Source organism: Flagellimonas onchidii (genome assembly GCF_004804315.1).
Classification (GTDB): domain Bacteria; phylum Bacteroidota; class Bacteroidia; order Flavobacteriales; family Flavobacteriaceae; genus Flagellimonas; species Flagellimonas onchidii.
In genome coordinates, this window is sequence record NZ_SRXX01000002.1 from 322,838 (window position 1) to 341,186 (window position 18,349).

The following is an 18,349-nucleotide window of genomic DNA, read 5'->3' on the forward strand; positions in this document are numbered from 1 at the left end:
AAATATTGCTCAGGGAAATCCAAAAATTAATCAAAAAGGCTATTATACCGAAAAACGAAGCCGTTCAAATTAATTTTTGGATTTTAGAATATCTTTTTCCCATCTTGCGCCAACAAAATTGGTGTATCCCCAAATGACTAATAAAGCCAAAATCGCTTTTGTAATACCTTCATTAAGCTCAGGTGGTGCTGAAAGAGTGGTTTCCACGCTTTCAAATTCCTTATGTAAGGATTATGAAGTACACATAATATGTCTCATAAAAACAATCCCCTTTTATAAGATTCATGACCAAGTACGCGTACATTATTGCATAGAAACCCAAAACAATAGTAGCGGTCTTTTAACTGCTGTTAAAAACAACATCCTATTAGTAAAAAAAATTACTAGAATAGCTAAAAACTGTAACATTGATATTCTTCTGAGTTTTATCACATCGGCCAATGTACTTTCCATCATTTCTGCTAAATTATCTGGCATACAGGTTATAGTAAGCGAAAGAAACAATCCTGAAAAGGATTATATCCCAAAGATGTGGAAACTGTTGAGAAATGGCCTTTTTCCATTCGCTAGTTTGATTGTTGTTCAAACAGAAGCAATCAAAGACTTTTATACAAAAAAAATGGGCGAAAAAAAGCTTGTGATAATCCCAAACCCTATCTCGACTGATTTTTCACCTCCCGTGGTAAACGCATCAACTCAAAAATCCAAGGAAAACATCGTTCTAACCGTTGGAAGATTAAACTCTCAAAAGGCTCAGGATGTATTGATCAAGGCATTTGCAAGTTCTAAAAACGGAGGCTGGAAACTCTATTTAGTAGGAGAGGGAGAGGAACGTGAACGTTTAGAAAACCTTATAGATTCTTACGGTCTTCAACAAAAAGTGTTGTTGCTAGGGAGGGTTGAAAAAATGCAGGAAGTTTATGAAAAAGCAAAAATCTTTGCTTTTAGTTCTATCTTTGAAGGCTTTCCTAACGCCCTAATTGAAGCAATGTATTTTGGTTTAGCCTGTGTTTCTACAAACTGTCCAACTGGTCCATCAGATTTAATAGATAATGGTAAAAATGGTTATTTGGTTGAGGTCAATGACATCGTTGCTCTTACTAAAAGACTAAATACGTTAATGGAAGACGAAGGGTTAAGAATGTCCTTGGGAGAAAAAGCGCAACAAACGGTTTCGAACTTTAACGCAGTAAATATTACCAAGGAATGGTCAACTCAGATAAACCAGTGTTTAAACATCAATTAAATTGTGTATTCCATATTATTAAATAAAGTTCGGGAACTATTAAAGAACAACGTTGTCAACAACATTTTGATAGTAGGATCTATAACCCTTTTAATCAAGGGGTTAGGGTTTTACAAAGAAACCCTTGTGGCTTCAAATTTTGGGCTTTCAGTGGTGTTGGACACCTTTTTTATTGCATTTTTGATTCCAGGGTTTATTCAAAATGTTTTCTTAGAGTCTTTCAATACGGTTTTTATCCCAAATTATATTTCCGAAACTAAATCTGAAAATGGCAATATTGGTTCTTTTCAAGGGCTTGGTTTTGTTACCTCGATCTTAGCAGCTACACTTTTCTCCTTGGTTGCCGTTCTTGGAACAGATTTTTACCTCGAATCGTTTTTCCCAGGAAAAGAAGAAGCATTTTACGATTTGGTCAAAAGTCAGTTTTATATAATGCTGCCATGTATGTATTTCTGGAGTTTTTCTTCTATCCTTGGAGCTCTTTTGAACATCAATAATGAGTTTACTTATTCCTCTTTTAGCGGGGTCTTTATAGCACTTACAATCATTGTTTCCATACTTTTTTTCAGGGAAGCTTTGGGAGAAATGTTGTTAGCGACCAGTACACTGATCGGATCAATATTGGAGTTCGCTTATTTATTGATTGTATGCTTACAACACAATATAATAAAATTAGCTCCGCCAGATTTCAAAAACAAAAATGCACAGGTAATGTTCAAACAAATACCTGCAAAGGTCTCTTCGGGATTCCTAACTGGAATGAATGGGGTAGTCGACCAATTTTTTGCTGCACAATTGGTTGTGGGCTCTATTGCAGCTATAAATTATGGCCTTAAAATGCCTTCATTTTTAATGGGGATGCTGGTAATTGCCTTAACCAGCGTATTACTACCACAATTTTCAAAAATGGTGTTGGAAGATAGAGAAAACGCCTATAGGTTCTTTTATAAAATAATGAAATTCCTCTTCATTGGAGCCAGTTTTTTTGCGATTGCAGGTATTTTTCTTTCGGATTTTTTGGTAGAGTTGTTTTTTCAACGAAACGAATTTACCGCAGAAGACACTGTTGTGGTTTCTAAAATTCAAAAGATATTTCTAGTTTACACACCTTTTGCAATATGTGGCATGGTAACCGTAAGTTTTCTGACCAGTTTGAACAAAAATGCGGTTATGGCCTATGTTTCGTTACTCGCAGTGGTGTTAAATTTTATTGGCGATTATTTTTTGTACAAGTATTTTGGAGTATTTGGTATTGCACTTTGTACAACTATAGTAGTTGTAATCAAAAATATCTTTCTGTTCTATTTCACTGTTAAAATACGAAATCAGCTTTCACTACAAGCATAGTACGTCCTCATCCCCGATTGTTTTTTAAAGCTTCCTTTAAAATAGGACTTAGAACAGCGCCATTATTAAGTTGGTGTATATTAATATCTTGACCATGAATATTATACTCTATAAGAACCACTTCCTCTGTGGAGTCTATAGCCAAGTCCCAAGAAATAAGCTTAAAATAGGGCGCCTTTTTATGTAACTTTCTTACCATATCATCGAGTTTATCCACAAATGGTAATTTCAATTCTTTAAATGGGATTCCTTGATCTGTCGCTTCGTATCTTTCTCCTGTATTTCCTTGGTGGCTAATTTCGTTCAAAGAGCCATCCGCTTTTACCCCACAGCAAAAACCACCTCCCGTGTTGTTATCGGTGATAGATCCTTCTTTGCCCATTCTTACCACTATAGATAATACATCCACACTATTATCTTTTAAATAACTCATAATTCTGAAGGTATTTAAGGAAGAGGTGTTTAACATTGCCATTTGGGGGTGCTGATTGACAGCTTTTTGCACAATAAAATCTTTACCGTATAAACCAAATAGTTGTTTGATTCCCATGTCATTGTAATCGGACATACCATTTATACATTTAAACAATACAACATTTTCCCCCCCCTGTGTGTCCAATGTGGGCTTAATTATCATTTTTTGGTCTACCGAACATACTCTGACAGCCTCATCTTCAGTAATCAATTCGTTATTGTTATAGTAAAACCCATTAATATTCTTTACAAGACTTTCAGGTTGCTTTACATTTTGAAACAAGGTTTCCAACAAGTTTTTATCAGCTAAAGTCTTCACGAATAAGTGTCGATTAAGAGTAGGTTCTATATCCATAAAGAACAAATCTTCCGGGACAAATTCTACATCAAATGAATCTCTACAAAATGAATAAAATTGGTGCCATTGGGTGGAGACATTTGACAAACCGTACTTCCTGTAGTATTTTTTTACTTGTTTTTTTTGATCGCTTGTCAGTTTTTTTACACCATTTGTCTTTAATAGTTTATTTATTTTCTTTTTCCAATTAGCTTTGTGTTGAATTCTAAGGCTATACCTATACAATCTTATGGATGAAAAAATTAGAATAGAGAGTAGTTGCATGGTTAGATTTTTGATCTTTTTTTCAGGTGATTTAGTGCGAATATAATAAAAAGGGGTATTTCGAAAGTATGCTAATGAAGATTATAAAATTACTAGCAGTATTTCTGTTATTATGTAATATCCCAAGCTATATGCTTGCATATTTCAGCCCTACCTTGGGAACGCTGAGTAGTTACTTTGCATCTCTTCTTTTAGTAGTTTTTTTTGTCTTTATAAAAGAAAAACATAAACCATTGCTTCCTTTTATTTTTTTAGGGTTGCTTTATTTCAGCTTAGGGTCTTTAAATTATACACATGAAGATATAGACAATCGCTTTGTAAAAGAGCTCTTGCGATTCATGATAGTAGTAACTTGTGGTGCAGAAGTAGCACGGAACACAAAAAGAACAGAAATCTATTATATTCTTGCCTTTGGCGCACTGACTGTTATAATTAATGCTTTCGTTTTTCCCACGGCTCAGGTCGAAGCGTTTGGTGAAAACTATGGCAGGTTCAGCGGATTTTATTTAAATCCAAATTTAGCAGGCAGCATCTGCTTGATTGGATTTGCCATATCATTTTCAATTTCCCGAAGTAACCTAAGACTAATTGGCCAATTCATTTTTACACTTGCCGGAATATTGACCTTTTCAAGAACATTCATTGTGGTATGGGTTTTAATCAATTTTTTTGCCATACTTCAAAATAAAAAGAACATACTTCTTCCTTTGGTAGGTCTATCGGTACTAATATTGGTTTTTACGTTTTCAGATAATCTAACATTAAATACGAAGCGCTTCTCCGCTTTGAAGAGCGTTTTTGGAGACGAACAAGTACACACCAAAACCATAAAGGAAGATTCAAGGGACAAAACATGGGCATTATATTTTGATATGATTATGGACAAGCCCTTATTAGGCAATGGATACCTTAAACTTTCAACTAAATATAGGGGGTTACCTGGAGTGCACAATTCATTTTTAATGATTTGGGGAGAGGCTGGTATAATCCCTTTTATTCTTATGTTAGGTATTTATTCTTATTTGCTGGCTAAAAGTTTTGCCATTTTTAAAACAAGGCCAGAACTCTTCTATATAAGTTTAGTTCTCTTTCTTGCTTTGATGACAGGTCATGGTTACTTTTCTAATTTTCATACTGTATTTCTTTCCATGTTCGTTTTTTTCGAGTTACTCCGGAATAAGGACAGCGTTAAAAGGAAAAACATAGACGATAAAAATCTTTTAACTGAAAAATCATTAAACACCTAAATCCAAGACTATGCATTTTGTTTAAAAAGAACTTGCCATCATTTAAAGCAACGCAACCTATTTTTCAAAATTTCCAAATGATATTATTTGGATAGCCGTCAAATACTAAAATGAAAAAACATTTGTTATTAACTTCCTAACAGCTCCATTTTATCCTCAGCCATGAAAGATTTTAAAAAAAGATTTATCCATAATACGTATTTGGGGCAGGTTATTGGAGTTGTTTATTATTGGGTCAATACAAGAATCACTCCACAAAAAACCTTTATAAAGAACGAGTATAAAAAGACCTTTGGTGTTTTCCCAAACTTAAAAAACCCCAAGACCTTAAATGAAAAAATTATTTGGTTAAAACTAAACGATCGCACCCCACTGCATACCCAATGTGCCGATAAATATGCCGTTCGAGAATACGTTGGTGAAAAAATAGGCGAAAAGTACCTAGTTCCTTTATATTATCATACAATTGATGCAAAACAAGTAAACCCCAACAACCTTCCAAAGCCTCCTTATATTATAAAAACCAACCATGATAGCGGGGGAGGTATTTTTGTGAAGAATGAAAATGAAATTGATTGGGCCAAAATCCAGAAAAAACTAGCAAGACGATTAAAACATAATTACTACTGGGATTCTAAAGAATGGCAATATAAAGACATAAAACCTAGAATAGTAGTAGAAAAATTGCTTGTTACAAAAGCTGGAAAAATACCTTTTGACTATAAACTTCATTGTTTTAATGGAGAGGTGGTTACCGTGCAAGTAGACATGGAAAGAGGAACGGATAACCACTATAGAAATTGGTACGACCCAGATTGGAAAAGAGAGCCATTCAAATGGTCGTCTTTAAAAGATAACGGAAAAAGTACAGATCCCAGTCCATGGGATATAGAAAAGCCGGCCACTTTAAAAGAAATGATAAGATTATCTCAGGTTTTGGCAGAACCCTTTGTTTATGTTCGCGTTGATTGGTACGATGTTGATGGTGAATTGTTTTTTGGAGAACTTACATTTCATCACGACGGAGGAAACAGACCTATAGAACCAAAGGAATGGGATTTAAAACTGGGTGAAAAACTGGTTTTAAAAAACAAGATGCAATGAAAATAGATTTTATCATTGGTTCCATGATCGGCGGAGGTGCCGAAAGGGTAGTTAGTCTGTTGGCCAACTATTTTGCGCAAAATGGGCATCGGGTGCGGGTTATTACATTTTATGGTGACGATGCCTACGATTTTCATCCCGATATAAAACGAATACGATTTCATAAAAAGGCCATCATTAACTATGCTTCTTTTCGTGGCTTTTTTTCCTTGTTGTCTTTTTATTTCAGAAAGAAAAATAGGCCAGATTATGTGAGTACACATATTGGAATGGTCGGGTATGCCACTATCATACCTACCAAACTTTATGGAATTAAATCGGTCGTTTCTGAGCATTTCAACCATTTGCACCAGCCATCAACCTTACCCATAAAGTTTTTGTGGCATGTGTTGTTTCGTCTTCCCAATGCAATAACGGTATTGACAAAGTTTGACCTTCCTTTTTTCAAAAAAATCAATCAGAATACCGTAATAATGGAAAATCCTTGTTCGTTTGTCATCAATAGTAATGCGCCGAAAACAAGGGAAAGAACAATAGTAGCGGCGGGTAATTTGGATAGATATGTACACAAAGGTTTTGACAATTTGTTGGATATAGTACATGAAGTCTTTAAAACCCATCCAGATTGGAACCTTAAAATAGTTGGTGGTGGGGAAATAGGTATGCCCCCATTAGTAGAGAAAGCCAAAAAATTGGGCCTCGAAAATAAGGTAGAATTTTCCGGCTTTAGAAAAGACGTTAAAGAAATCATGGCAAAATCGGACATATATATATTAACCTCAAGGTACGAAGGTTTACCAATGGTTCTGATTGAAGCAATGTCTCAAGGAATGGCATGCATCGCCTATGATTGTGTTTCGGGGCCATCGGAAATAATTGATGATGGAAAAAACGGTATTCTAGTGAGTGATCAAAACAAAGAGGAGATGATTCAAAAATTAGGAGAATTGATTGATAATGAAAAGTTAAGAGAATCATTAAGGGCAAATACGGTAAAATCCCTTGACAAGTTTTCACTGGAAAATGTTGGCAAAAAATGGGAGAATCTATTGTCCAATCTATAATTAAAATAAGGTATGTGTCCGATTGGACAATGGTGTAATAGATATTTAAGAAGAAAAGAAATCATAGGTCATTTGATTTTACGCCTAATAAACATGGAAGATTAATCGGTAGACTTTATTGTATCTCCCATCAAGAAAACTAGTTATGTGTGGTATTTATGGAACAACCCTTCGCTATAAGAAGGAAGAAGTAGCGGCAAAATTAAAACGAACGGATTTTAGAGGGCCGGATTTTTCAGGAGTTCAAAACTATAACACAGGCTCTGGGCAGCTTACTTTTGGCCATAACAGGCTTGCAATTCTAGATTTGGATGCGCGATCAAACCAACCTTTTACTTTCGCTGACCAAATACATGTTGTTTTTAATGGGGAGATATATAATTTTTTGGAAATCAAGGAAACCTTATCCAAAAAAGGACATCAGTTTAAAACAACCAGTGATACCGAAGTAATTTGTGCTGCTTACCTAGAATATGGCGAAGATTGCGTAAAGCATTTCAATGGAATGTTTGCCTTTGTTCTTTATGACCACAAAAATCAAATCTTATTTGGAGCACGGGATAGAACAGGCCAGAAACCCTTTTATTATATGCTCCAAGATGGGGAATTTGAATTTGCCAGTCAAGTTTCTGCCATAGAGTTGTTCAACAGGAAGCTTACAGTTTCGCAAGATGCCATTTCGCAATATATGCATTGGGGGTATATCCCAGAACCATTCTCTATTTATAACGAAGTCAAAAAACTTAAGGCGGGGCATTCCTTTGTTTTTAATCTGAATACCAAAAGCTTTACCCAAAAACAGTATTGGGATATCGATTTTGAGGGCAAAAACAAGTTTGAAGGCTCCTATGAAGAGGCCAAAACATCGTTGGAAAGCATCTTGGAAAGTGCGGTTAAAAAAAGAATGATTGCTGATGTTCCTTTAGGAGTGTTTCTGTCCGGTGGGGTCGATTCATCGTTGATTGCCGCACTGGCAAGTAAGGATTACTCGAAAAAACTAAAGACGTTTTCAGTAAAATTCGATGTTAAAAGTGTTGATGAAAGTATATATGCCCAAAAAGTAGCCAACCATCTTGGAACAGATCATAACACCATAGAGTGCAAGTATTCAGAAGGTATTGATCTCATAAAACAAATAGGATATTTTTATGATGAACCATTCGCAGATTCTTCAGCCATTCCAACCATGCTTCTCTCGAAGTATACCAGAAAGCATGTGACCGTAGCCCTTTCTGGAGATGGAGGTGATGAAAGTTTTATAGGTTACCATAGGTACAATTGGGTTCGAATTGCAGAGCGATTTTACGGGCTTCCGGGCATTTTAAGGTCTCCTATATTGGCAACGCTCAAAAATTTCCCATACTATCGAGCAAAAATTGTGGCCGATGTATTATCAAGTAAAAACATTGACGATGCTTATATGAACATGATATCGGGCTCAAAAGATGATGATATCACGTATTCTGGAAAAGTGCCAACAACCTCTGAATGTGATTCTTATTTATTCCATAACAACAAAAATATCTACGAACGTGTTTCAGACTTTGATATTAAGAGTTATTTGAATGATGACATCAATACCAAAGTAGATAGAGCCGCAATGGCATTTTCATTGGAAACCAGATCTCCCTTTTTAGATCACAATGTAATCGAGTTCGGGCGTTCCATTCCAACAGAGTTTAAGTTTTACAAGAAGAATCAAAAGAGAATATTGAAAGATGTACTTTATAAGTATGTTCCAAAAGAATTTTTTGACCGCCCCAAGGCCGGGTTTACGATGCCACTCAAAGAGTGGTTCCGAAATGAACTAAAAGATTATGTGCTTGATGAGTTAAACACCAATGGTTTAGAGCAAATTCCTGGGGTCAAAATAGAAGCTGTTCAAAAATACATACAACAACATATGGATGGGTCCTGGAATCGGTCAGGATTCATTTGGCAATTATTGGTACTTAAACAATCGTTAAACCGTATCAATCAGAACCAGTCAAACAATGGGTAAACCAAACCTAAGCATCCTTACCGTTACCATGGGAAGTGGTGGCGCACAAAAAGTAATCAGTCTACTTTTAAAAAAGTTGGTATTGGATTACAACGTTTCATTGGTGCTTTACCACAACCAAGTACATTTTGAAATTCCAGAGGAGGTGGAGGTTATTATATTAGGCAACAATACTTCAGAACAAAGAAATGTATTTCAGAAGTTTACTGATTTTGTAGTATGTTGTAGGAGATATAGAAAATTACTTAAAGCCCGGGACATTCAGTTCTCCATTTCTTTTCTGGCCTCTCCGAATATAATAAGTGGAATTGTATCCTTGTTTAACAAAAAGTGCAAAATGATAATAAGTGAAAGGGGGTTTCCCACAGACAATGTTACAAGTAAGCTTTCTTTCTATATCTCTAAGATTGCCTATCCCCTATTTTACAATAGATGCGATTCTTTATTTTCAAATTCTGTGCATATCAATTCTGATTTGAAAGAAAATTTTGGCGTTAATATTCCCATGGATGTAGTTTACAACCCAATTGAGCTTCCTTCAAATTATCGGAACCCTGAAACCTTTTCTAAAGCTAAAGAAAGCTTCAAACTCATAAATGTAGGCTCTGTGGACACTCGCAAAAACCAAGATATGATATTGCGAGCAATGGCAAATCTACCCCATAAGAATATCTCTTTCACCTTGTTGGGAGATGGCCATTTAATGGAGAATCTGCAAGAACGCGCCAAAACTTTGGAACTGACTGATCGAGTAGCTTTCGAGGGAATTGTCAAAAATATTGGCAAATACCTTAGCATCCATGACTGTTTTGTTCTTTCATCCTTTACTGAAGGGTTTCCAAATGCTCTCCTAGAAGGAATGAGTTATGGACTCCCTTGTATTTCAACCAATTGTAAGTCTGGGCCGTTAGAAATGTTAAATGAAAATGAACCGGTCACCATTGCCAAGGGTAAATTTGTTGAGGCCAAATACGGTTTGCTGATAAATAATGATGACGATATTGCTTTATCTGCTGCTGTGCAGTATTTATATGAAAATCCAAAAATACAAATGCATTACAGCAAGATGAGCCTTAAGAGAGCTGAAGAATACGAACTGGGAAGTATCTATTCCCAATTCAAAACTTTTATTCATTCATATAAGTAATAGATTATGTGTGGAATCAATGGCATAATAGTAAAACAAAACACTTCAAACGAGGGCATCTCTAAGACCCTCAACAGGATGAATGATCTGATTGTCCATAGAGGTCCTGATGATGACGGAACCTTTGCCCAAGCCAAAGATGTTTATGGAGTGGGAATGGCCATGCGAAGACTCTCCATTATCGACCTAACATCCGGGCAGCAACCGATTTATTCGGATGACAAAAAAATCGTTATCACTTTCAATGGAGAAATCTATAATTATAGAGAACTAAGAGCCGAATTGGAGGCCCAAGACATAAGTTTTAAAACCACCAGTGATACGGAAGTAATTCTTAAACTATATGAGAAAGAAGGTCCAACTTCCTTTTCAAAACTCGATGGTATGTTTGCTTTCTCTATCTATGATGAGCAATTGAACAAAGTCTTCATTGCTAGAGATTTTTTTGGTGAGAAGCCTTTGTATTATACCATGTTGAACAATAGGTTCTTATGGGCGTCTGAGTTAAAGTCAATAGTCAATGAACTGGATCAAAAACCTAGAATTTCTACTCGAGGTTTAAATCTTTTTCTCAGACTTACCTATGTCCCTGCTCCCCATACCATTTATGAGGGAATTCATAAGCTAGAAGCAAATCGATTTTTAGAATATGATCTGTCTAGCCACACCTTCAAAATTGCCCCGATAAATGATGAACCAAAACCAAGGCCACAGAACATTCCCTTTGAGGAAGCCAAACGTCAAGTGAAAGACATTGTAACCAAGAGCGTTGAAAGCCGTTCTGTTTCCGATGTCCCTTTAGGAACCTTTTTGTCTGGTGGGGTAGACTCTTCTATTGTTTCGTTATGCCTATCGCAGGTATCGTCCAAAAAGGTAGAAACGTTTTCCATTGGGTTTAAAAAAGCTTCATTTGATGAAACGGATAAATCCCAGTTAGTCGCCAAACTCATCAATAGCAACCATCATGAGTTTATAATAGATGAAGACGATCTTAAGCACAATATCCATGAAATTTTGGTCAACTTTGATGAGCCTTTTTCCGATACGGCTGCACTTCCCACCTATCTAGTGTCTAAAAAGACCAGGGAACATGTTACTGTAGCACTTACTGGAGACGGCGGTGACGAGGTTTTTGGAGGTTACAACAAGTACTATGTTGGAAAAATGAATAGTAGGTATACCAATATAGTACCCAAAGTATTGCATAAAACAATACGTAATCTCGCTAATTCAATTTTTGCCACAAAGGATGATAATAGAGGTAGACGCTTCCAAATCAGAAAACTTCTTAACAGTATTGATTATGACGGACAGTTTTTCTGGAACATCGTGTCGTTGGCAAATACAGAAAAACAACTTTCCGAGATACTCTTGCCAGAAGTAATGCATTCGGATTTGTTTGATGAGTATAAGCAAAAACTCCATTTGAACAAAGCCACTTCACTTACAGACTTCAGACAAATTGATAAAATAATAAGTCTGGAAGGGGGCATGTTACCTAAAGTAGATCGTACGAGCATGTTAAACTCTCTAGAATGTAGAGCTCCATTCTTAAATAGGGAACTTTGGGAGTTGACCAATACGCTTCCTGAGGATTATCTGATGAAGGGATGGAACAAAAAGTACATACTCAAAGAAGCATTCAAGGATCAGTTTCCTGATCAATTTTTAGAAAAAAGTAAAAGTGGATTTGGTTCCCCTGTAGGCGATTGGCTTCGATCCAGTTTACGTAAGGAATTGGAGTCTTATATTGAAACAAAATTTTTGAAGTCCCAAAAGTTATTCAATATTGATACCATAGTACCTTTGGTCAAGAACCATTTATCAAGAAAACAAGACAATACCTTTCGAGTCTGGGCATTCTATTGTTTCCAGAAATGGTATACCCATAATTATCTTAAAATCTAAGTGACAAATGAACAAGAACATACTTATTATTGCATCTCTGGCCAATTCATTGCCCCATTTCAGGGGTGATTTTATGGCTGCTTTGGTAAAACAAGGATACAAGGTTTTTGCTGCTGCCCCAGAAATGTCTAATGATGTCTCTGAACGTTTACAAAAATTGGGGGTAACCACTGTTTCCTTTCAACTTGATAGAACTGGCCTAAACCCAATTAAAGATTTTAAATCCATATTAGAGCTAAAAAAAATAATCAAAGAGTACAAAATTGACTTGGTATTTCCATATACAATTAAACCTGTGGTATATGGTTCCATTGCTGCCAATATGGCCAAAAAGCCTGTAATTTCTTTAATTACAGGTTTGGGTTTTACATTTAGTGGTGCTTCAAAAAAAGCAAAATTCCTTCAAAAAATAACAAAGAGGCTATATCGGTACTCTTTACGCAAAAACAAGCTTGTTATTTTCCAGAATGAGGATGATCGCCAACTCTTCTTACAAAACAGGATAGTTTCAAAAAATCAAAATACAGATGTCGTAAATGGCTCAGGAGTCAATTTGGAAAAATATCCATTTCGAAAAGTTAAGGTAACCACGTCAAATGTGAAATTTGTTATTGTGGCCAGATTGATAAAGGAGAAAGGTATTCAACTATTCATGGATACGGCAAAAGAATTGAAGAAGACTTATCCACAAGCCGAATTTCACATTATCGGTGGTATGGCCGACCCACCTTCGGGTGTAAACATGGAAATTGTCAAACAATTACATGATGCAAAGATTATCGTTTTTCACGGACTCAAGGACAATGTTCCTGAGTTTTTAAAGGATATGCATGTTTTTGTACTTCCCTCCTTTTATAGAGAAGGTGTCCCTCGCTCAATTTTGGAAGCCTTATCCATCGGTATGCCTGTTATAACAACAGATACGCCGGGTTGTAAAGAGACCATAATACCCGAAACAAACGGTTTTTTAATTCCTCCTAAAAGTCTTGACCCATTAATAGATACTTGCCGTTATTTTCTGGATAATCCTGCCTCAATTGAAAACATGGGGCAAGAAAGTAGAAACTTGGCAGAGAAAAAATTTGACGTTAACATTATTAATCAGTTTTTGGTAGCCCATATTAATGCTACTTTGAACGTATAAATAAATACAAAAAACCTCTCTTCCTATTAATTAAACGTTGAGGCCTAAATAAATAACATATTGTTCAAAATAACCTTAATGATATAAAAATGTATGCAAAAGTAATTAAGAGATTAGCCGATTTTTTCGTTTCTCTCATAGCAATAATATTGCTCTCACCTATCATTTTGATATTGATATGCCTTCTTGCATTCGCGAATAATGGAAAGCCATTTTTCTTTCAGAAAAGGCCAGGTAAAAATGAAAAAATCTTTACCATCATAAAGTTCAAAACAATGAACGACAAGAAAGATAGCGAAGGAAATCTACTACCGGATATGCAACGAATAACCAAAGTTGGCGGTTTTGTTCGAGGTGCTTCTCTGGATGAACTCCTACAACTGTTCAATGTTGTAAAAGGAGATATGTCAATAGTTGGGCCAAGGCCGTTATTGATCAAGTATCTTCCTCTATACAATAAAGAGCAGGCCAAACGACATTTGGTCAAGCCAGGGATAACGGGATGGGCACAAGTGAATGGGCGAAATGCAATAAGTTGGGAAGAGAAGTTTGTTTTGGATGTTTGGTATGTCAATAATATTAGCTTCATAACCGATATGAAAATTCTGATAAAAACAGTTATGAAAGTGCTTCAACGTGAAGGCGTGTCCGCCAGTGAACAAGATACTATGGAGGCTTTTAAAGGCACTCCTGAATAGAATGCATTACCAACTGTTTATTCGTTAAACGAGTTTTGTGCAAACTATATAGATGAAAAATACAATTGGAATAAATAATATCTAGATTTGATCAACGGTTTGATTCAATTACGAGATTAGCTTAGACATCTATGAAAACAGTAATGATTTTAGGAGGTGCCAAAGGGGTTGGAAAAGAAATTCTGAAATCCTGCCTAAGAAAAGGCTACAACGTATCCTTTTGTGGACGAGATTCCGAATTGGGTGATAAAATAGTACAATCCCATCAAAATGGAGATAACCTCTATTTTCATCAACTGGATTTAAACAATATTCAAGAGATTGAAAACTTTTATAAACAAACCATAAAACGGTTCAAAAGTATAGATGCTTTGGTTTTATACGCTGGAATAACACCAGTGTCCTCTATCATAGATACTGAGGAAGACATTTATGACAGCGTTTTCAATGTTAATCTCAAGGCCCCGTACTTTTTGTTAAAACATGTGTTGAAGTCAATGATGGATGCCCAAACTGGATCTATTATCTTTTTTGGCTCGGCCCACATGGATTATGGAGAAATTAACAGGGCTCCGTACGCGCTCACAAAAGCAACACTTTACACATTATCCAATCATATTGCCCATCATTATGCAAAATTTGGAATTAGATCCAATTATCTGGTCATGGGCTGGACCAATACGGAAGGAGAACTTGAATTACGGGCAAAAGAAGGAATTAGTGAGGAAGAACTAAAAACTAAGGTATCCAACCACATTCCTATGGGTCGAATGCTCAATAGCCTTGATCCGGTGCCTGCAGTAATGCATTTTATATCAGATGAATCTGCAATGACAACAGGTTCTCTCATAAGAATCACAGGGGGAGAATACATATAATTATCTATGATTACTACCTTGGCATTTCATTCCAACTCTGAGCTTTTAGAAGGGCCAGTGTTTGACCATGGAAACAAACTACTCTATTTCGTATCCATTTTAGATGGCTTGGTTTATTGCTACAATCCTGAAACCAAAGAAATACTAAGTGTAAAATTGGATTCTCCGGTAGGCTGTATATTTATATTGGAGAAGAAAAAAGTAGTGGCAGCTTCCAAAAACGGCTTCTTCCAAATAGATTTTAGTACAATGCAAAAGGAGTTTGCCTTTCAAATTGATCTTCCCGATCATGTTCGATACAACGATGGTATTCAAGATTCCAAAGGAAGGTTAATTGTTGGCACCATGGGGTATCCTAATGTCGAGGAAAATGTAGGGCAGGTTTTTTCGTGCGCTGATGGCCAATACAAAACCATTATTGAAGCCACTACTATTTCCAATGGTTTGGCATTTTCAAAGGATGACACTGTGCTATATTTCATTGACACTCCAACAAAAAAAGTAGCCAAGTACGCTTATGATATAAATAGCGGAGAAGTTGTATTTGATTCTTATGTGATAACTTTTAAAGGAGAAGGAAGTCCAGATGGAATGTGCATGGACAATGATGGAATGTTATGGATTGCAGAATGGGGAGGCAGCCAAGTTTCCAAATGGAACCCTATAAATGGACTCCAGTTGGATAAATACAAACTACCATGTCCAAATGTAACATCCTGTTGTTTTGATGATCATAATAACTTGTATGTCACTACCGCTAAATCCGAGTCCTCAAAAGACACCTTTGGTGGAGGCTTATTTTATGTTGAACTAAATAAAATTTGAACTTATGGACACTATCCAAATTAGTGTAATTGTTCCTATATATAAAATTGAAGCATATCTACCAAAATGCATCGAAAGTCTGTTAGAACAATCGTTTAAGAATTTTGAGCTGATATTGGTAAATGACGGTAGTCCAGACAGCTGCCCTAAAATCTGTGATGATTATGCCAAAAAAGATGCAAGAATAAAGGTAATCCACAAAGAAAATGGAGGCTTGTTGAGTGCAAGAAAGGCCGGTTTGACTGCTGCTAAGGCAAAGTATGTTTCTTACGTTGATGGCGATGATTGGGTCGACAAGTATTATCTAGACATTTTGTTCAAACTTGCTGAAGCTAATTCTTCAGATTTGGTGGTTACAGGACATTTCCGGGAATTTGATAGTAAAATTGAAACGATAAAGCCTGAATTCACAGGGGTTTTTGATGAAAATGAAATCCGATCTTCCATACTTCCAAAAGCAATATACAATGGACGTTTCTGTGAACACGAGGTTTCAACCTACGTATGGAACAAGCTTTTTAGACGGGACTTGCTCAAGGAAGTTCTATATGATGTCCCCAACGAAATTATCATGGGTGAAGATGCGGCAATAACTTATGCCTATTTAGCGCTTTCAAAAAAACTTACTATAAGTAAAATTCCGCTTTATTATTACCGACAAAGGCATGATTCCATTGTAAAATCCATTGAAAACCCGAAAATGGAATATTACAGGCTTGGCTTGCTAATGAACTTTTTGAAAGTAAATCTTAGTAAAGTGCTTGACGGGAAAAACTTGGATAGACAAATAATGTTCTATCTGTATTCACAAATTTTGGTTCGTTCAGGAGGTCTGGTATGTGACCACCCTGAAAAGGTGTTTTTTAATCCATTCCTAAGGGCTGAACAAAATTCGAAGATAGTCGTCTATAGTTCAGGTTCTTTTGGTCAACATATCCTGTCTACCAATGCTAAAACCAATTTTTTTAAGATTGTTGGATGGATAGATGTTGATTTTCATAAACTTAAAGTTGGCGGAAACTTTGTTAAACCTCTAAGTTCAGTGGTTAACAAAGAGTTTGATTTCTTGATTATTGCCACAATTAACCCATCAATTTACGAATCCATCAAAGCTGAGCTCGGACTGATGGGTATTGACGCAAGTAAAATTGTACAAATCAATACTGACGAACAAGAAATTACCAAACTCTTAACCCATCTGGGTTTTGATGATGATTTTAATTACCAATTAAATTAAAAACACAAACCTAGCTTACAATTCATTTAAAATACACTAATCCTTTAATCAAATGACTAAAAAACTTATAATTTTAGGCGGCAATCCGGAAACAGGTGTTTTGGTAGATATTGCAAATTCCATGGGGGTTTATACCATTGTCATTGACCCTAATCCCAATGCGCCCGCCAAAAAAAATGCAGCTGAAACTTACGATATCGATGGCTTTGATATTGACAAAATTGTTGCTGTGGCCAAGGAAAAAAACGTTGACGGCGTTTTGGTTGGAGTTGCAGACATATTAGTAAAACCTTATCGTGAGATTTGTGAAAAGCTAGGCGTACATTGCTATGCCAATGAAAAAACCATAGAAGCGTTTTGTAGTAAAGATGGTTACAAACGTTATTGTGCCGAATATGGTGTTCAGGACATCCCAGGAATATATTTGACTCGTGATACCGATATTGCCAAACCTCAAAATGTAGAATTTCCACTAATGGTTAAGCCCGTTGACAGTGGTGGCGGAGTGGGAATGAAGATTTGCAGAGATCAAGAAGACTATATCGCAACTGTACAAAACGTACTGAAATTCTCAAAAAAAGGAGTGGTTTTGGTTGAAAAGTATATGGATTCTAATTGTGATGATATGGCTGTATACTACACTTTTAAAAATGGTGTGCCTTATCTTTCCGCTACTTATGATAGATATCTTACAAGAATGCAAGGTGACTCAAGTCCTATTGCAATAGGTACGGTATATCCATCAACATATACAGATTTGTTCGTTAAAGAAGTTCATCCCAAATTATGTGAAATGTTCAAAGGGTTGGATATACAGACTGGAGTGCTAAACATCCAGTTTTTTGTTGAAAACAATGTTTTTTATAGTTATGACCCAGGATTTCGCCTTCAAGGAGAAGCTCCACATATTCACCTTGCCCATATAAACGGATTTGACCATAGGAAAATGCTTATAAACTACGCGCTTACAGGTGTTTTTGGGGATGAAGACTTTGCAGAAAGAAATGATTATATGCTCAAAGGCGGGGCTGCTTGTTCAGTTTGGGTGCTCTTAAAAGATGGAAAAATAGACTCAATAGAAGGGTTGGAAGCTATTAAATCCCATAAAAATGTCAATTTCGTTGTTGAACGGTTCAAAGTTGGAGATACCGTTCAGAAAGAATGGATAGGAACGGAAAGACAGGTGCTATATAGGATTTACACTGCGGCAGATTCGATTTTTGGAATTAATGAAACTATTCAAGACATAAAAAATAGTCTGAAGGTACTTGACTCCGAAGGCAACGACATGGTGATAGAATGGTTAAAACCATGGAATACAGAAGACTACATATTCAATTAACCTAAAAATCCATTGTGTGGCAACTGTGACCAATTTAGAAGTTGTTCCAGTTTTGATACCAAAA

15 protein-coding genes are annotated in these 18,349 nt (G+C 36.1%); 14 read left to right on the top strand and 1 reads right to left on the bottom strand.

The genetic code is table 11. The annotated features are described in order from the left end of the window. The first annotated feature begins 133 nt into the window (after positions 1–133). Together E4661_RS03520 and murJ are read left to right on the top strand one after the other, a co-directional pair. Positions 134–1,246: a glycosyltransferase family 4 protein gene (locus E4661_RS03520; RefSeq protein ID WP_136465433.1), complete on the top strand. Its 1,113-nt coding sequence runs from the start codon at positions 134–136 to the stop codon at positions 1,244–1,246. A 3-nt stretch (positions 1,247–1,249) separates the two neighbouring features. Further along, positions 1,250–2,593, top strand: coding sequence for a murein biosynthesis integral membrane protein MurJ (murJ, locus tag E4661_RS03525; protein ID WP_136465434.1), 1,344 nt, complete (start codon positions 1,250–1,252; stop codon positions 2,591–2,593). 7 nt (positions 2,594–2,600) lie between these two features. On the opposite strand, the gene E4661_RS03530 is transcribed toward murJ, so the two are convergent. Next, on the bottom strand, positions 2,601–3,689 hold the full coding sequence (locus E4661_RS03530; protein ID WP_136465435.1) for a sugar-transfer associated ATP-grasp domain-containing protein: 1,089 nt from the start codon (positions 3,687–3,689) through the stop codon (positions 2,601–2,603). A gap of 338 nt (positions 3,690–4,027) precedes the next feature. On the opposite strand from E4661_RS03530, the gene E4661_RS03535 reads away from it, so the two are divergent. From E4661_RS03535 to E4661_RS03590, 12 genes are all read left to right on the top strand, one after another. After that, on the top strand, positions 4,028–4,936 hold the full coding sequence (locus E4661_RS03535) for an O-antigen ligase family protein (RefSeq protein ID WP_168796321.1): 909 nt from the start codon (positions 4,028–4,030) through the stop codon (positions 4,934–4,936). A gap of 162 nt (positions 4,937–5,098) precedes the next feature. Then, positions 5,099–6,040, top strand: a complete 942-nt coding sequence (locus E4661_RS03540; protein WP_136465437.1) for an ATP-grasp fold amidoligase family protein — start codon at positions 5,099–5,101, stop codon at positions 6,038–6,040. Continuing rightward, the gene (locus E4661_RS03545) at positions 6,037–7,104 is read left to right on the top strand and encodes a glycosyltransferase family 4 protein (RefSeq protein WP_136465438.1); all 1,068 of its coding nucleotides are present in this window, start codon (positions 6,037–6,039) and stop codon (positions 7,102–7,104) included. The genes E4661_RS03540 and E4661_RS03545 overlap by 4 nt, the downstream gene beginning before the upstream one ends. Positions 7,105–7,249: 145 nt before the next feature. Then, complete coding sequence (gene asnB, locus E4661_RS03550; protein ID WP_136465439.1) at positions 7,250–9,106, top strand: asparagine synthase (glutamine-hydrolyzing); 1,857 nt, start codon at positions 7,250–7,252, stop codon at positions 9,104–9,106. Next, positions 9,099–10,253: a glycosyltransferase gene (locus E4661_RS03555; protein WP_136465440.1), complete on the top strand. Its 1,155-nt coding sequence runs from the start codon at positions 9,099–9,101 to the stop codon at positions 10,251–10,253. The genes asnB (E4661_RS03550) and E4661_RS03555 overlap by 8 nt, the downstream gene beginning before the upstream one ends. A 6-nt stretch (positions 10,254–10,259) precedes the next feature. Continuing rightward, positions 10,260–12,161, top strand: a complete 1,902-nt coding sequence (gene asnB, locus E4661_RS03560; RefSeq protein ID WP_136465441.1) for an asparagine synthase (glutamine-hydrolyzing) — start codon at positions 10,260–10,262, stop codon at positions 12,159–12,161. Between the two features lie 7 nt (positions 12,162–12,168). After that, on the top strand, positions 12,169–13,305 hold the full coding sequence (locus E4661_RS03565; RefSeq protein WP_136465442.1) for a glycosyltransferase family 4 protein: 1,137 nt from the start codon (positions 12,169–12,171) through the stop codon (positions 13,303–13,305). A gap of 89 nt (positions 13,306–13,394) precedes the next feature. Continuing rightward, the gene (locus E4661_RS03570) at positions 13,395–14,003 is read left to right on the top strand and encodes a sugar transferase (protein ID WP_136465443.1); all 609 of its coding nucleotides are present in this window, start codon (positions 13,395–13,397) and stop codon (positions 14,001–14,003) included. Positions 14,004–14,134: 131 nt separating this feature from the next. Continuing rightward, complete coding sequence (locus E4661_RS03575; protein WP_136465444.1) at positions 14,135–14,881, top strand: SDR family NAD(P)-dependent oxidoreductase; 747 nt, start codon at positions 14,135–14,137, stop codon at positions 14,879–14,881. Positions 14,882–14,887: 6 nt separating this feature from the next. Next, positions 14,888–15,706, top strand: coding sequence for an SMP-30/gluconolactonase/LRE family protein (locus E4661_RS03580; protein WP_136465445.1), 819 nt, complete (start codon positions 14,888–14,890; stop codon positions 15,704–15,706). 4 nt (positions 15,707–15,710) lie between these two features. Further along, complete coding sequence (locus E4661_RS03585) at positions 15,711–16,943, top strand: glycosyltransferase family 2 protein (RefSeq protein WP_136465446.1); 1,233 nt, start codon at positions 15,711–15,713, stop codon at positions 16,941–16,943. Between the two features lie 52 nt (positions 16,944–16,995). Continuing rightward, on the top strand, positions 16,996–18,285 hold the full coding sequence (locus tag E4661_RS03590) for an ATP-grasp domain-containing protein (RefSeq protein ID WP_136465447.1): 1,290 nt from the start codon (positions 16,996–16,998) through the stop codon (positions 18,283–18,285). Positions 18,286–18,349 lie beyond the last annotated feature (64 nt).